Source organism: Sphingobium sp. L-44 (assembly GCF_056859495.1).
This window is the reverse complement of the sequence record NZ_JBSXOQ010000053.1, coordinates 100,087-115,705: the sequence shown is the minus strand read 5'-3', so window position 1 is coordinate 115,705 and position 15,619 is coordinate 100,087. Positions and strand designations below refer to the sequence as shown.

The window sequence follows — 15,619 nt, the reverse complement described above, 5'->3', positions numbered from 1 at the left end:
TCCGAACCCAAGGGCAGATTCCCACGCGTTACGCACCCGTGCGCCACTAGATCCGAAGATCTCGTTCGACTTGCATGTATTAGGCATGCCGCCAGCGTTCGTTCTGAGCCAGGATCAAACTCTCAAGTTTGATGTCCGATTCTATCCAGGCGGAATAAGCCCAAACAGAACCCCTCATTTTCACGAGCCATTCCTCCACAATATATTCTAGTGCAATATATCGAGACATATAGGAACGGCCTAAATTTATCTGAACCGCTACGCCTGAAAGCGGTAAGAACCCAGGGCCGCCGCCCACATGTCCCTTCATCTAAATCACAATGTCAAAGAGCCGCACCGACATCAAAACCGGACAACCAGTGTTCCCTAAACTCTCGTTCAGAGGACCAGTGTCCGTCTATGTGGGCGACCGTTCCGAGCGCTTCCGTTTGGCAGCGCCCCGTCCGGTGAAAAGCCCTCTAGGCGGGGCAGCCGGAACCGTCAAACGCTTTTTGCAATTTTGTTTCACATTTTTTTGGCGGTTCCGGTCTAAACCCCGAAATACGGGCATTTCGCCACGGGATACAGGATGACTATGGGGTTACAGCAGGCCGATGCCGCCGACGCAGGGTTTGGCGCACGGGTGAAGAAAGCGATATTCTGGCGCTCGGGCAGCCAGATCATCTCGCAGATTCTCAGTTGGGTGGTGACGCTGGCGGTGATCCGCCTGCTCGACCCCAAAGATTATGGCCTGTTCGCCATGACCCAAGTGATCCTGAACTTCGCCACCTTCCTCAATGGCTATGGCCTGGTCGCCGCGCTGGTTCAGTCGGAGGATCTCGAATCCCACCGGCTGCGTCAGGCCTTCACCATCATGCTGCTGCTGAACGGCAGCCTGGCGCTATTGCAACTGGCGATCGCGCCGCTGGCCGCCGACTATTATGACCAGCCGATGGTGGCGCAGCTGCTGCGGGTGCAGGCACTGCTCTATCTCTCCACCCCCTTCATCGCGATTCCCGAGGCGATCACCGCCCGCGCGCTGGATTTCCGGCGCCCCGCTTTCATCAACCTGATCGCCGCGATCGCCTCGGCCGCGATGGCGCTGGTCGGTGCCCTGTCGGGCTGGGGCGTGTGGACATTGGTGTTCGCGCCGATGACCGGATTCTGGGTGAAGGCACTGGGCTATATGCTGGTCACCGGCTTTCGCCCGATTCCCAGTTTCGATTTCTCCGGCACGCGGGCGATGATCCTCTATGGCGCATCGCTGCTCGGCAGCCAGCTCTTCTGGATCATCCAGAGCCAGAGCGACATCTTCATCGGCGGCCGCGTCCTCACGCCACATCAGCTGGGCCTTTATGCCGAAGCGCTGTTCCTGACCCAGATCTTCGTCAGCAAGTTCATCCCGCCGCTGAACGAGGTCGCTTTCCCTGCCTATGCCCGCATGCAGAAGGATGTGTCGCGGGTGGCCTGGTCCTTCTGCAAGGCGGTGCGGCTGCTGATGCTGATCTCCTGCCCCATCTATCTGGGCATGGCCGTCACCGCAGAACCGCTGGTCGAGACCTTGTTCGGCCAGAAATGGTTGGAGATGGCGCCCTTCGTAGCAATCCTGGCGCTGGCCATGCCGTTCATGACGCTGCAGGTGATGTTCGCGCCGGTCAGCAATGCATTGGGCCGCCCCGGCACCACCGCCCGAATCGCGGCGATCGGGGCGATATTGATGGCGAGCGCCTTCCTGATCGGAATCCAGTGGGGGGCGATCGGCCTGGCCTGGGCATGGCTGGGCGCCTTCCCGATCCTGACCATCGTCACCGCACGGCTCGCAGGCGGGCCGATGGGGCTGCGTGCGATCGACCTGATTCGTGCCGCCGCACCGGGGCTCGGCTGTGCCATCCTGATGGCTGGCGTGGTGCTGGTGATCGACCGCCTGCTGCCGCCGCTCGCCGCGCCGATCCGGCTGGCGATCCTGGTGCCGGCCGGCGGCATCGCCTTCCTGGCGGCGCTGATGCTGTGCGCGCGCGGCACGTTGATGGAGTTGGTGCGCCTGATCGTGCGCCGCGCACCGCCGGTGCAGGCGCCCGCCTAACGGATCGGCGGACGCCCACTATTCATCAAAACGGTTCGTCAGGCGGTCTGAATATAGTCGCGCAGGGCGGCGGCTTCCGATTCGATATTGTCGATGCGGAACTTCACCAGATCGCCGATCGAGACCAGGCCGATCAGGTCGCTGCCCTTCACCACCGGCAGATGGCGGATGCGCCGCTTGGTCATCAGCGACAAAGCGTGGATCACCGGCATCTGATCATCGATGGTGATCGCGGGCCGGGTCATCACATCGGCGACCGTGTGGTTCAACGCCTCTGCCCCTTGCTGGGCCAGACGATAGACGACATCGCGTTCGGAAAAGATGCCGACCACCTGACCGCCATCGACCACCGGCACGCAGCCGATGCGTCGATCCGCCAGCAAGGTCACCACCGACAATACGCTGTCGGTCGACTGGACCTGGACGACGTCGCGCCCCTTGCCCTGCAAGATTGCCGCGATGGTCATGGCCGCTCTCCTTTTGTGGACTTACTGTCTCTGCGCTTGATGATCCCACTTTCGCGGCGCAAAGAAAAGGGAGGAGAGCAAGAGAATGACAGAGAAAAAGGGCCTGGACGATCCCCGGATCGCCGCGATCGCCTGGTCGCGATTCCGCCGGATCATGCTCTGGATGGCGCTGATCGGCGCATTATGCGTCGGCGCGGCCCTGCTGTTCCTGCGGCTATGGACCGGGCCGATGCCGGTTCACATGATCATCGCCACCATATTGGGCGTCTGGTTGACCTTCATGCTGGGAACGGGCTTGATGGCGCTCGTCTTCCTCTCCGCCGGGACGGGGCATGACGACCAGGTAATGGACCGGCTGAAGGACGAGGTGCCGCTTGACGATTGATCCCCATCGCGAAGTGATATTGCGGGTCGTGCCGCGCCCGGCCGACATCAACAGCAATGGCCATATTTTCGGGGGCTGGGTGCTGAGCCAGATGGATATTGCCGGGGGGATCGTCGCGGGCCGAATCGCTCAGGGCGCGGTGGCGACGGTCGCGATCGAGAGCATGAAGTTCATCTCGCCGATCCTGATGGGCGACCTGGTGTCGGTCTATGCGCAGGAAGAGAAACGCGGCCGCACATCGGTCGCGATCCGCATCGACGTGGTCGCGACTCGCGGTGGCGGCGCGGAAACGGTGGCGCTGACCAGCGGCGTCTTCACCTTCGTCGCGCTGGACGAGACCCACCGGCCCCGCCCCATTCCCGGCGATTGAGGAGGTCAGCGCAGCTTCTGGTCATAGCTGTAGCTGATTTCGCCGTTGGCCGGGATGATGGCGCGCCACACCCAGCTATTGCCGCGGCGCTCCATCTGCGTCGGACGCGGCGCGATGTCGTGGGGAATGAGGATTTCCGCCGTCGCATCAAACGGCCGCGCATTGGTGAGGGCCAGCGTCCAGCGCCGCGCCTTGGCCGACTGGCCGCCGATGACCGTCATGATGCGGACATCGGCGCTCTGGGCGATGTCATAATCGACCCGCTCGCCTTCCGCCTTGTCGCCAATGTCGGTTTCGCCCGCGAGCAGGCGCTGGCCGTCGACCGTCTCGAACAGGGCGACCCGGCCCGACGGCATGGCGAGTCCCAGGCCGTCGGCCTTGCGATTCTGGAGCCGCAGGCGGAGCGTCATCGGGCGTGAGCGGCCATTGCCGTCGCCATAGTCGATCGTCGCCGCATAAAGGCGTTCGACCAGCACATCGGGCTGGCGCAGCAGGGCGACCTGTTTCTGGCCTTTCGCCGCGACATCGACCGTCACCGGGACGCGATAGAGTTTGAGGTCGCCGACATCCTCCGGCGGTGGAGGAGGTGGAGGCGGCGGCGGAGGTGGCGGCGCGGCCATCATAGGCACGGGAACGCGACGCGCGGTCAGCACGATCTCCTGCGCCGAATCCATCATCGCCTCGGCCTGCGGCATGTCGATCGGGAACAGCGCCCACTGCGGATGGGTACTGGTGATGTCCATCGGCCAGCAGCGCAGCGACAACGGACCGCCGGTCGGACGGGGTTGCACCTTGCGACCCTGTTTGTTGGGCTGGCCGGCGATGACGCTGAGCCGGGCGTCGGCAAAGCCGGTGACGCCGCCATTGGCCACGGTCAGCCAGGCCATGAGGTCGAGATGGCGGCCATCATCCTGCATGTCGGCGACATAATTGGCGGCCCAGTCGAAACCCTCGGCGAGATAGGTGAGTTGCAGCGTGACGCGGATCGGCCGGGCGCTAGTGGCGATCACCGATAGCGTCGGACGCGGCGACAGGTCGGTCGGCACGCGCGGATAGAGCATGCGTTCGGGCAGGCCGCTGCACCCCAGTGCCTCATAGCCCTGCGCCGTCTGGACGATGACGCCGCCCATCGGCCCGGCGCTGATGATCGCGTCCTGCTCGCTGACCTTGCCGGTCTTGCGATCGGTGCGGCGCAGGGTGACGCTGCGCTTGAGATAGGCGTCGACCAGACCGGCGGGCGAGAGCAGCCGGGCATCGCGATTCTTCTCCCGCACCCCCTGCGGCATGCCGGAGAGGATCGCGGTTTCGGGCATCAGTCCCTCTGCCACGCCCTCGAACCGCACCACCGAGTCGCCCTTCGGCAGGTCGATGATGCGAGTCTCATTGATCAGCGCGTAGCCGCCGGGCCATTTGGGATCGATCGCGCCCTTGGCGCGGCCGGGCTGGCGATAGACGGTGATCGAGACCGAATCGGCCTTGGCAGAGACCACCGTCCCCGCCCGCGCTGGCGCGATGCCGAGGCACAGCAGAAGAAGGACAAGGACGCGCAGCAGCACGGCGCCAGCCCGGTCAGTAGCGCGAATCGAAGGTGACGCTGAGATCGACCGAGCCATTGGCCGGCACCGGCACGCTCCATTCCATCCGGTCGGCGGAGACGCGCCTGCCTTCCAGGCTTTGTGCGGTAACGCGGGTGTCGCCCCACAGGCCCTGCTGGGCCAGGTCGACCGTAACCGCTTCGGGCCGGGCGTTGGTGAGCGTGTAGCGCATCCGCGTTTCCCAGCGCTGGCTACCCTTCTTCGTGCGCTGCTCGACGGTCGGGCGCACCTTGACGTCGAATGCCTCGCCGGTGCGCAGCGCCATCGAGGAACCCATCGGCGTATGGTCGATGCTGTTTTCGCCGATGAACTGTGGATCGCCCCGCGCGTCGCGCATGTAGACGCGGATCGTGCCGGCCGGCAGTTGATCGCCAAGGCCGCCCTGTTTCGAGGTCGAGAATTTGAGCACGCTCGATGCGCTCATCGGCTCGGTCGAACTGCCCATCCAGCTATTGAGATATTCATAGGTGGCGCGCGCCGGCGCCCCCTTCACGTCGAGGAAGCTGACCTGCTTCTGCTGGGCATTGGCGATGGTCGTGCGATCGGCCAGCGGATAGAGATAATAGTCGCCCAGCCGCTCGCGCGGGCCGCTTTCGGTGCCGGCCTGGTCGATCGCACCGCTAGACGACTGCCACCAGTTACGCCGCCCCCCGCCATTGGCGGGATTGCCGGCGACCAGGATCGTCTTCGCATTGGTGAAGCTCGTGCCGGTATTGTTGGTGAGCGTCACCCAGCCCTGCATGTCCATCGCGCCCTTGGCCGCGTCGAACAGCGCGACATAATCGGCCGTCCAGCCGAGATTGGGCGTCAGATAGGATAATCGGGCCGGCACGGTGCCGCCGCGCGCGGCCTCGATCGTCACCGACAGGGTCGGACGGGCGCGCAGATTGGGCGGCACCCGGTCGAAGATCACCCGCACCGGCAGACCATCGTCGCGCAGCACCTCGATCCGCGACCCGATCTGCATGACGATGCCGCCATTGGCCGCCAATATCTTGGCGCGCTCGCGGGTTTCGGCGCCGGTCGCGGGATTGGTGCGCACCAGCGTCACCTCCTGCCCCACCGCCTTGTCCATCAGCTTGTCGGGCGAGAGCAGGTCGAAATCGAAATTCTGTTCGACGATCGAGAAGCCGGGGCCGGAGAGATTGACCGTCTCGGGCCGGATCCGGGCCGAGACGTCGGGAAATTCGATGCGGTTGCGGCCGGCATTGACGCTCAACTGCCGGTCATCCTGCACCAGCGATTGGCCGCCATTATAAATGGTGACGGCGACATCGCCCTGGGCAGTGGCGCCGGTGGGATCGACAGCAGCGGTCTGGGCAAAGGCGGCGGCCGGCAGCAGCAGCGCCAGACCGGTCAACAGGCGGACAGTCGTCATCAGGTCTGCACTCCCAAGACCTTGAAGAGAGCCTGACTCACGTCATCGGTGAAAGCGCAAAGCGCTTCCGCCTCAAACGATCAGGCTCTCATGCGAGAACTTCTGCCCCAAGCGGCTATATTTGCAAACAAAAAGGGCGGCGCCGGGATGGTACCGCCCTTTTTGTTTTTGGGGTTGCTCGAAAGCCGCGCTTATTCGGCGGCTTCGGTCGCCGGACGGGCGCGACGGGTGCGCTTGCGGGGCGCTTCCTCGGTCACGTCGGTGTCGCTGTCATTATCGGCGCGGGCGATCGAGGGCGGCAGGATGCTGACATCCAGGCCTTCATTCGCTTCGGTCGGCGCGACATCGGCCTTGCGCGGACGGCCGCGACGCGGCTTGGGCGCTTCGGCAGCCGGTTCGGCTGCGAGTTCTGCGGGCTGTTCGGCTGCCACCGGCTGCTGCTCGGTCGCGTCCTCGGCCACCGGGCGGTCGCGGCGGTTGCGATCGCGACGATTGCGGTCGCCCCGGTCGCCACGATCATTGCGGTCACCGCGATCCTGACGCTCGCCGCGCGGTTCGCGACGGTCATAATCGCGTTCGGCGCGCTCGGGCTGTTCGGTGCGGCCCTCTTCGGCGCCGTCCTCATTGCCCTCGAACTCTTCGCCCTCATCGTCGAAATTCTCGTCATTCCGGCGGAAGCGCTGCTGCTGCTCCTCCTGGCGCGAACGATTGTCGGCCAGCACGCGGAAATAATGATCGGCGAACTGCAGATAATATTCGGCGTTCACACGGTCGCCGGCCATCTGGGCATCGCGCGCCATATTCTTGTATTTCTCAAGAAGCTGGGCCGCATTGCCGCGGGCGCGGTTGTCGATACGGTTGCCGTTGTCGCCACCACCCCGGTTACCGCCATTGGGACGACCGTTGTTGTTATTATTCCGGCCGCGATTGCGGCGACCGGCCTGCCGGTTGTTGATCAAGACATGATCCTTGCGTTCGCTATGATAATATTCACTGAAAACACTGTTCAGCTGCTATCCCCAAGCACCGCCCCTTCCGTGGGGCCGGATGTGGCTCCGCCAGACATGATCCGAACCGGACCACGCCCTCAGCCACCAGAGGCGCTTGCGCAGCAGCGCCATCTTGACTTTCAGGAGCAGGAAAATGCCTTATCCATCAATGGCCTGATAAGGCCATGTCGCCGGAATGGCGGTTTTCCTGATCCCGATGTAATGACATTCACGCGATAAACCAAGCAATTTTCGCTGTGGTGGCGTGAAATCCCGCCTTCTTATTCGCCCGGCGTGGCGATGAGGCAGCGATCATGCCCCGCAAGGTCGCGGCGCAGCGACACGCCCAGCCCCTGTGCCCGCAGCAGTGCCGACACGCTTTCCCCCTGATCATAGCCGATCTCGATCGCGGCCATGCCGCCCGGCGCGATCAGCGCGGGCAGTTGCGGCGCGATGCGGCGATAATCGTCCAGCCCGTCGGCACCGGCGAACAGGGCGCTGGCCGGATCATGCAGCACATCGCCGGCGAGCGGCGCGTCGGTCGCGATATAGGGCGGGTTGATCAGCAGCAGGTCGAACGGTCCGGTCACGCCGGCCGCCCAATCCCCCAGCTGGAAGCGCGCGCGCGTCCCCATGCCCAGCCGGTCGGCATTGCCCTGCGCCACCGCCAGCGCGGCGGCCGAGGCGTCGATGCCCAGCCCCATCGCATCGGGCCACTGGTCGAGCGCGGCGAGCAGCAGCGCGCCCGATCCGGTGCCAAGGTCCAATATGGTCGTCGGCGCACGATCGCGGAAATGATCGACCGCCGCCTCGATCAGCGTCTCGCTGTCCGGGCGCGGGATCAATACGTCAGGCGTGACGGCCAGGCTGATCGTCCAGAAATCGCGGCTGCCCAGGATATGGGCGATCGGCGCGCCGGCCAGCCGCTGCTGCAGATGGACAGCGAAAGTGACAGGGACAGACAGGTCGCGCTGGCGCAGCAACAGGTCGTTGCGACCGATGCCCAATGCATGGGCCATCAGCAGTTCGGCGTCGAGTCGCGGGGTGTCGCTGACCGCGGCTAAGCTGACAGTGGCGTCGCGCAGCGCATCGGCGACGCTCACGCCACCCCGTCCAGCTGGGCGAGGCGCGCGGCCTCATCCTCGGCCACCAGCGCGTCGATCACTTCGGCAAGGCCCGGCCCTTCGAGAATTTCGGGCAGGCGGTGCAGGGTCAGGTTGATGCGGTGGTCGGTCACCCGCCCTTGCGGGAAATTATAGGTGCGAATGCGCTCCGACCGGTCGCCCGATCCGACCATCGCCTTGCGCGCGCCGGCCTGTTCGCTCTGGGTGCGCTCCCGCTCCGCTTCATAGATGCGGGCACGCAGCACCTGCATCGCCTTGGCCTTGTTCTTGTGCTGCGAGCGCTCATCCTGCTGCGTCACGACGATGCCGGTCGGCAAATGGGTGATGCGCACGGCGGAATCGGTGGTGTTGACGTGCTGGCCGCCAGCGCCCGACGCGCGGTAGATGTCGATCTTCAGGTCGCTATCGGCGATCTGGACGTCGACCTCCTCCGGCTCGGGCAGGATCGCGACGGTCGCCGCGCTGGTGTGGATGCGGCCGCCGCTTTCGGTGACCGGCACGCGCTGGACGCGATGCACGCCGCTCTCGAACTTCAGCTTGGCGAAGACGCCGGTGCCGTTGATGCTGGCGACCACTTCCTTGAAACCACCCTGTTCCGAGGCGTTGGCGGAGATCATCTCCATCTTCCAGCCCTGGGTATCGGCATAGCGCTGATACATGCGGAACAGGTCGCCGGCGAATAGCGCGGCCTCGTCGCCGCCGGTGCCGGCGCGGATTTCCAGCATCGCCGGGCGGGCATCGGCCGAATCCTTGGGCAGCAGCTGCAGCGCCAGCGCGCGCTCGGCATCGGGCAACTGCCCCTTGAGCAGCTGCATTTCCTCCTGCGCCATTTCGCGCATCAGCGGATCGGCATCGCTGTCCTCGCCGCCGGCCATCTGTTCGAGCGCACGCAGTTCCTGACGCAGCCGGCGCACTTCATGCGCGGCCCGTGCCACCGGCTCGATCTCGGCATATTCCTTGGACAGTTTCACGAACGCATCGGGCGCGAGGTCGGCGCGCGTCATCGACGCCTGCACCTCGTCCCGGCGCGCCTCGATCTGCGCGATGCGTTCGGCGGAAATGTGCATCAGAGTGCCGTCACCGTCCCAATCAGGGCATCAAGCGCAACCGCCTGCTGCTCGCCAGTGCCAAGGTTGCGGACCGCCGCCTCACCGCGCATCAGTTCGTCGTCGCCCAGGATGATAGCCCAGGCGGCACCCGACGCGTTGGCGCGTTGCATCCGCTTCTTCATATTGCCGCGATAGCCCATGTCGCAGGCGATGCCGGCGCGGCGGAGATCGGCGATGATGCCGGTCGCCTTTGCTTCGGCCGCCTCGCCCATCGGGATCAGCACGATCTGCGGCTTGTCGATCGCCGGCTGATCGATCAGCATCGCCAGCCGCTCGATCCCCGCTGCCCAGCCAACCGCCGGGGTCGACGGACCGCCCAGATTTTCGATCAGGCCGTCATAGCGACCGCCGCCCAGCACCGTGCCCTGTGCGCCGAGGCGATCGGTGATGAACTCGAACGCGGTGTGGCGATAATAATCGAGGCCGCGCACCAGCCGCGAATTGCGTTCCCAGGCGACACCGGCGGCGTCGAGGCCGCTGGTCACCTTGTCGAAGAAGCTGCGCGCCTCGTCGGTCAGATAGGCGTCGATGTCCGGCGCGCTGTCGGCGATCGGGCGGTCGCGCGGATCCTTGGAATCGAGGATGCGCAGCGGATTCTTTGCCAGCCGGTCGATGCTTTCTTCCGACAGCTCGCCGCGATGCGCCTCGAAATGGGCGATCAGCGCGGCGCGCCAGGCTTCGCGGCTTTCCGCGTCGCCCAGCGTGTTGAGGTTGAGGGTCACGCCTTCCGACACGCCCAGTTCGCGCAGCAGCTGGTCGGCCAGCACCAGCAGCTCGACATCGGCCGCCGGCTCGCCCGCGCCAAGGATTTCGGCGTCGAGCTGGTGGAACTGGCGGAAGCGGCCCTTTTGCGGGCGCTCGTAACGGAACAGCGGACCATGGGTCGCGACCTTCAGCGGCGCATATTGCTGCCAACCCTCGGTAATATAGGCGCGCGAGATGCCGGCGGTGAATTCGGGGCGCAGGGTGATGCTGTCGCCGCCGCGATCCTCGAACGTGTACATTTCCTTCGACACGACGTCGGTGCTTTCGCCCAGCGAACGGGCGAACACCGCGGTCGATTCAAAGACGGGCACTTCAACCCGCTGGAATCCATAGAGTTTGCGCACCCGGTCAAAGGTGGTGACGACATGGGCGAAGCGTTCCTGAAACGCCTCCGCCGTGCCGCCCAACATGTCCTGCGTTCCGCGCACCGGGCGCGGCGTTTCGATCTTCGCCATGGGGCAGCGCCTTTAACGATAATCGCGGCCCAAGGAAACGCGCTTTTTATGGCGGCATAAGGGGTGGACGCGGGCGATTCGCCCCGCCATGCTTGGGACAGACGGGCCGTCCGGCCCCCGTTCCTTTTCTGGAGACCGTCATGATCCGCAGCCTTGCTGCCGCCCTTTGCCTTTCGACCGCGATTGCCAGCCCGTTGCTGGCGCAGGATGTCATCCGTTCCAAGCCGACCGCCCTGCCCGTCGACAGCGCCAAGCCGATGCCCAAGGATGTCCCCTATCCGGGCGGCACGATCCGCCTTGACGTCGACGCCACCGACACGGTGCAGCGCATCTTCCGCGTGAAGGAAACCATTCCCGTCGCGTCGAGCGGCCCGATGACCCTGCTGATGCCCGAATGGCTGCCCGGCAATCATGCCCCGCGCGGCCCGATCGAGAAGCTGACCGGCCTGACCTTCACCGCCGACGGCAAGCCGATCAGCTGGAAGCGCAATCCGCTCAACGTCTATGCGTTCGAGATCGACGTGCCGGCCGGCACCAAGCAGGTCGTGGCGCAGTTCCAGTTCCTGTCGGCAACCGCGACCAACCAGGGTCGCGTCGTCGTGACGCCCAAGATGCAGAATATCCAGTGGGAAGATGTCTCGCTCTACCCGGCCGGCTATTATACCCGCCAGATCCCGGTGCAGGCCAATGTCACCTATCCCGCCGGCTGGCAGGCGGCGACCGCGCTGCGCGGCAAGCGCAGCGGCGACACCATCGCCTATGACGTGATCGACTATGAGGCGCTGCAGGACTCGCCGGTCTTTGCCGGCACCCATTTCAAGGCGGTGGACCTGGGCCATAACGTCACGCTGAACATCGTTGCCGACGATGCCGACGAACTGGTGTTCAACACCGACCAGATCGCCAAGCACAAGAAGCTGGTGGCCGAAGCCGGCGCCGCGTTCGGCACCTATCATTTCGACCATTATGATTTCCTGCTGTCGATCACCGACGAAATGGGCGGCATTGGCCTGGAACATCATCGCTCGTCCGAGAATCAGGTCGAGCCGGGCTATTTCAAGAAGTGGGATTCGGGCGAGGCACTGCTCGACCGCAACCTGCTGCCGCATGAATTCACCCATAGCTGGGACGGCAAGTTCCGCCGCCCCGACCTGCTGTGGACGCCCAATTTCGACGTGCCGATGCAGGACAGCCTGCTGTGGGTCTATGAAGGCCAGACCCAGTTCTGGGGCTATGTGCTGGGCGCGCGTTCGGGCATGTTCTCCAAGCAGGAGACGCTGGACGCCTATGCCCAGATCGCGGCGAAGCTGGACACCACGCGCGGCCGCGAATGGCGGCCGATGGTGGACACCACCAATGATCCGATCATCTCCGCCCGCCGTCCCAAAGGCTGGGCCAACTGGCAGCGGTCGGAGGATTATTATAATGAAGGCCTGATGATCTGGCTGGAGGTCGATGGCATCCTGCGCCAGCAGACCAGGGGCGCCAAGGGCATCGACGATTTCGCCAAGGCCTTTTTCGGCATCAAGCCGGGCGACTGGGGCCAGGTCGTCTATAATCGCCAGGACGTGATCGACACGCTGAACGGCGTCGCCCCCTATGACTGGGCCGGCCTGTTCCACAAATATGTCGACAGCCCCACCACGGAAACACCCAAGGGCGGCTTCACCCTGGGCGGCTACAAGCTGATCTATACCGATACGCCCAATGCCATCACCAAGGCGGCCGAAGGCGCGCAGAAGACGGTCGACCAGAGCTTTGGCGTGGGCCTGACGGTCAAGAATGACGGCGATATCGCGGCGGTGATCTGGAACAGCGCAGCATTCAAGGCCGGTCTTGCGGTAGGATCGAAGATTATTGCGGTGAACGGCAATGAATATTCGGGCGACGCATTCAAGACGGCGCTGACCGAGGCTAAGGACGCGAAGAAGCCGATCCAGCTTATCCTAAAGCAGGACAAATATTATCGTACCCTGACCCTCGCTTATTCGGATGGCCTGCGCTATCCGCACCTCGAAAAGACCGGCACCGGCGAAGGCAGCCTCGACAAGCTGCTGCAGCCGCGCACCTGAAGATTTCCAAGCAACCGCATGTAAAAGGCGAAGATGCATGAATATTGACCTGATCCCCGTCGGCGAAGATCCGCCAAACAGCCTGAACGTCATCATCGAGGTGCCGGTTGGCGGCGAACCCGTGAAGTACGAGTTCGACAAGGCCTCGGGCGCGCTGTTCGTCGATCGCATCCTGCACACGCCGATGCGCTATCCGGCGAATTACGGCTTCGTGCCGCACACCCTGTCGCCCGATGGCGATCCGCTCGACGCGCTGGTCATCGCCCGTTCGCCGTTCGTGCCCGGCTCGGTCGTGCGTGCGCGCCCGATCGCCGTGCTGAACCTGGAAGACGAAGCCGGCGGCGACGAGAAGCTGGTCTGTGTGCCGGACAACAAGACCTTCCCCTATTATAATAATGTCGGCGAGAAGGACGATCTGCCCACCATCGTGATGGAGCAGATCGAGCATTTCTTCACCCACTATAAGGATCTGGAAAAGACCAAGTGGGTGCGTATCGGCACCTGGGGTGGCGCGGAAGACGCCAAGCGGATCACGCTGGAAGCGATCGAACGCTATCAGGCCGAGAAGAAGAAGGGCTGAGTCCCTTCTCGGTATAGCCGACTGAAAAGGGCCGCGCGGTGATGATCCGCGCGGCCCTTTCCTTATGGGTCAGATCAATCGGTCGGCCTCCAGGGCGAGGGCCAGCGGATCGCGGCCGCGCGGGGTGCGGGCGTGGAGCCGGGCATCCGCCTCCACCAGTCGGGCGACGCCCATGTCGAGCTGCGCTTGCGGCAGGGTGAAGGGCAGGCGCAGGAACCGCTCGAACGCACCATTGACGCCGAAGCGCGGCCCCGCCGCAATGCGCACGCCATGATTGCCGGCGAGCGCCGCGAGCGCGCTCGCCTCCGCGCGGGGCAGTTCGGCCCAGAGCGACAGGCCGCCGGCAGGCGATTCCACCCGCCAGTGCGGCAGATGTTTTTCCAGCTGCGCCAGCAGATGGTCGCGCCGGTCGCGCAGCATCGCCGCGCGCGGCCCCAGCCCTTCGTCCGCATCCATCAGCTGGGCGACGGCAAGCTGCTCGACCACCGGGCTGGCCATGTCCATCGTCGTGCGGATACGGCCGAGCGCGGCCACGGTCTGCGGATCGGCGCGGATCCAGCCAACCCGAAGCCCGCCCCAGAAGATCTTGCTGGCCGACCCCAAAGTGATGACATGGCGGCCCGAGGGATCATGGCAGGCGACCGGCGGCGGCGGCGATCCGTCGAGGCCCATCGCCACCATCGTTTCGTCGATCACCAGCGGCGTGTGGGTGCGCATCGCCACCGCAACCAGCGCGCGGCGGGTCGCCGGGTCCATGCTGCGCCCGGTGGGATTGTGGAAATCGGCGATGATATAGGCAAAGCGCGGCGCGGTCTGGCGGAAGGCCGCGTCCATGGCGTCGATATCCCAGCCATGGACCGGCAGGCCAACCGGCACCGGCACGACATTGGCCCGCTGCAACGCCTGGATCGCATTATGATAGGTGGGATGGTCGATCACCGCCCGGTCGCCCGGCCCCGCCAGCCATTGCAGCAGCAGCGAGAAACCCTGCTGCGCGCCGTTGGTGATCATGATCTGGTCGGGATCGGTCGGGCAGCCACGCCGCTCATAATGGGCGGCGATCGCCCGGCGTAGCACCGGCAGGCCGAGCGGATCATAGCCCAGATCGCCCAGATAGGCGGGCAGCGCCTCGACCGCATGGGCATAGGCCAGGCCCACGCCGGGCGCGGCCGGCAGCGCGGCATGGGTCCAGTTGAGCAGATTGTCGCCAGTCACGCCGTCGATATCGGGCGTCGGGGTCTCGACCCGGCCGGGCGGCAGACGGGTGACGCTGCCCGACCCCTGCCGGCTTTCCAGATAGCCCTCGTCGCGCAGCCGATCGAAGGCGGCGGCGATGGTCGTGCGGCTGAGCCCCAGCGCGGCGGCCAGTTCCCGTTCGCCGGGCAACCGGACATTGAGGCCGATCCGCCCGTCCAGCACCAGCATCCGCAGCGCCTGCGCCAATTGGCGATAGGCCGGCTCGGCACTGTCCTGCGCGCGCCAGGCGCCCAGCAACCGCAGCAGCGAGGGGGGCCGAAGGAAGGAAGTGGACATGGCGATCAATCCAATCAGAGAGATTTGAAGGCCACTTACGCGCCATTGGTCCTTTTGTAAAAGGCCAATTCAACTAGGCCTGATGCCCATGATGATGACCCGCCGCCTCTTCCAGCTCTTCTGGGGCCTTGTGCTCTACGGCTTTGCCATGGCGCTGATGCTGCGCGCCAATCTGGGGCTCGATCCCTGGGATGTGCTGCATCAGGGGCTGGCGCCCAAGCTCGGCCTCAGCTTCGGCATGACGGTCAACCTGGTCGGCGCGGTCGTGCTGCTGCTCTGGTGGCCATTGCGGCAGCGGCCGGGGATCGGCACGGTCTGCAACATAGTGGTGATCGGCACGGCGGTGGACATCAGCCTCCATTTTCTGCCGACGCCGGACGGCTATGCGATGCGCGCCGCCTGGCTGGGCGCGGGGATCCTGCTCAATGGCATTGCCGGTGGCGCCTATATCGGCGCCGGGCTTGGGCCGGGGCCGCGCGATGGATTGATGACGGGCCTGTGCCGCCGCAACGGCTGGCCGGTCAAATGGGTGCGCACCGGCATCGAGATCGCGGTGCTGGCGACCGGCTGGATGCTGGGCGGCACGGTCGGCATCGGCACCATCGTCTATGCCGCGACGATCGGCTGGATCGTCCACCATGCCCTGCCCTTCTTCACGATCACGCCGCCCGAGCGCCCGGCGATCGCGACATAAGTTGCCCCCTGACCGGCCGACAGAAACCCGTCGGCCGGTCC

Annotated in this window: 14 protein-coding genes and 1 rRNA gene; 6 read left to right on the top strand and 9 right to left on the bottom strand. The window is 65.0% G+C overall.

The window, feature by feature from the left end; genetic code table 11:
• Positions 1-130, bottom strand: a 16S ribosomal RNA gene (locus tag AC13EK_RS05105); the annotation flags it as partial.
• Positions 131-574: 444 nt separating this feature from the next.
• On the opposite strand from AC13EK_RS05105, the gene AC13EK_RS05100 reads away from it, so the two are divergent.
• Entirely contained in the window at positions 575-2,062 is a 1,488-nt protein-coding gene (locus AC13EK_RS05100; RefSeq protein ID WP_069337050.1) for a lipopolysaccharide biosynthesis protein, read from the top strand.
• 38 nt (positions 2,063-2,100) lie between these two features.
• Here AC13EK_RS05100 and AC13EK_RS05095 read toward each other — a convergent pair whose 3' ends face one another.
• Positions 2,101-2,529 carry a CBS domain-containing protein gene (locus tag AC13EK_RS05095; RefSeq protein WP_004209125.1) on the bottom strand — a complete coding sequence of 143 codons (429 nt, stop codon included), beginning with the start codon at positions 2,527-2,529 and terminating at the stop codon, positions 2,101-2,103.
• 85 nt (positions 2,530-2,614) lie between these two features.
• On the opposite strand from AC13EK_RS05095, the gene AC13EK_RS05090 reads away from it, so the two are divergent.
• Both AC13EK_RS05090 and AC13EK_RS05085 read left to right on the top strand, forming a co-directional pair.
• Complete coding sequence (locus AC13EK_RS05090) at positions 2,615-2,914, top strand: hypothetical protein (protein ID WP_004209126.1); 300 nt, start codon at positions 2,615-2,617, stop codon at positions 2,912-2,914.
• On the top strand, positions 2,904-3,284 hold the full coding sequence (locus tag AC13EK_RS05085; protein ID WP_004209127.1) for an acyl-CoA thioesterase: 381 nt from the start codon (positions 2,904-2,906) through the stop codon (positions 3,282-3,284). Before AC13EK_RS05090 ends, AC13EK_RS05085 begins: the two co-directional genes overlap by 11 nt.
• 5 nt (positions 3,285-3,289) lie before the next feature.
• On the opposite strand, the gene AC13EK_RS05080 is transcribed toward AC13EK_RS05085, so the two are convergent.
• The 6 genes from AC13EK_RS05080 to hisS all read right to left on the bottom strand — a co-directional run bounded on the left by AC13EK_RS05080 (position 3,290) and on the right by hisS (position 10,699).
• Positions 3,290-4,840 (bottom strand): DUF4139 domain-containing protein, encoded by a 1,551-nt coding sequence (locus AC13EK_RS05080; protein WP_277788251.1) that lies wholly within the window; start codon positions 4,838-4,840, stop codon positions 3,290-3,292.
• A gap of 13 nt (positions 4,841-4,853) precedes the next feature.
• The gene (locus AC13EK_RS05075) at positions 4,854-6,257 is read right to left on the bottom strand and encodes a DUF4139 domain-containing protein (protein WP_037519194.1); all 1,404 of its coding nucleotides are present in this window, start codon (positions 6,255-6,257) and stop codon (positions 4,854-4,856) included.
• A gap of 191 nt (positions 6,258-6,448) precedes the next feature.
• On the bottom strand, positions 6,449-7,216 hold the full coding sequence (locus tag AC13EK_RS05070; RefSeq protein ID WP_037519196.1) for a DUF4167 domain-containing protein: 768 nt from the start codon (positions 7,214-7,216) through the stop codon (positions 6,449-6,451).
• A 311-nt stretch (positions 7,217-7,527) separates the two neighbouring features.
• The gene (prmC, locus tag AC13EK_RS05065; RefSeq protein WP_069338919.1) at positions 7,528-8,349 is read right to left on the bottom strand and encodes a peptide chain release factor N(5)-glutamine methyltransferase; all 822 of its coding nucleotides are present in this window, start codon (positions 8,347-8,349) and stop codon (positions 7,528-7,530) included.
• A complete protein-coding gene (prfA, locus tag AC13EK_RS05060) occupies positions 8,346-9,437 on the bottom strand; it encodes a peptide chain release factor 1 (protein ID WP_017499489.1) in 1,092 nt (363 codons plus the stop codon). The genes prmC and prfA overlap by 4 nt, the downstream gene beginning before the upstream one ends.
• Entirely contained in the window at positions 9,437-10,699 is a 1,263-nt protein-coding gene (gene hisS, locus AC13EK_RS05055; RefSeq protein WP_069338920.1) for a histidine--tRNA ligase, read from the bottom strand. The genes prfA and hisS overlap by 1 nt, the downstream gene beginning before the upstream one ends.
• A 140-nt stretch (positions 10,700-10,839) precedes the next feature.
• Here hisS and AC13EK_RS05050 point away from each other — a divergent pair, with 140 nt between their 5' ends.
• Together AC13EK_RS05050 and ppa are read left to right on the top strand one after the other, a co-directional pair.
• On the top strand, positions 10,840-12,771 hold the full coding sequence (locus tag AC13EK_RS05050) for a M61 family metallopeptidase (protein ID WP_069338928.1): 1,932 nt from the start codon (positions 10,840-10,842) through the stop codon (positions 12,769-12,771).
• Positions 12,772-12,808: 37 nt separating this feature from the next.
• On the top strand, positions 12,809-13,351 hold the full coding sequence (ppa, locus tag AC13EK_RS05045; RefSeq protein WP_004209136.1) for an inorganic diphosphatase: 543 nt from the start codon (positions 12,809-12,811) through the stop codon (positions 13,349-13,351).
• 69 nt (positions 13,352-13,420) lie between these two features.
• Here the strand turns inward: ppa and yczR are convergent, their stop codons facing one another.
• A complete protein-coding gene (yczR, locus tag AC13EK_RS05040) occupies positions 13,421-14,884 on the bottom strand; it encodes a MocR-like transcription factor YczR (RefSeq protein ID WP_069338929.1) in 1,464 nt (487 codons plus the stop codon).
• An 88-nt stretch (positions 14,885-14,972) separates the two neighbouring features.
• Between yczR and yczE the strand changes: the two genes are divergently transcribed.
• Positions 14,973-15,578, top strand: coding sequence for a membrane protein YczE (gene yczE / locus AC13EK_RS05035; RefSeq protein WP_069338930.1), 606 nt, complete (start codon positions 14,973-14,975; stop codon positions 15,576-15,578).
• Positions 15,579-15,619 lie beyond the last annotated feature (41 nt).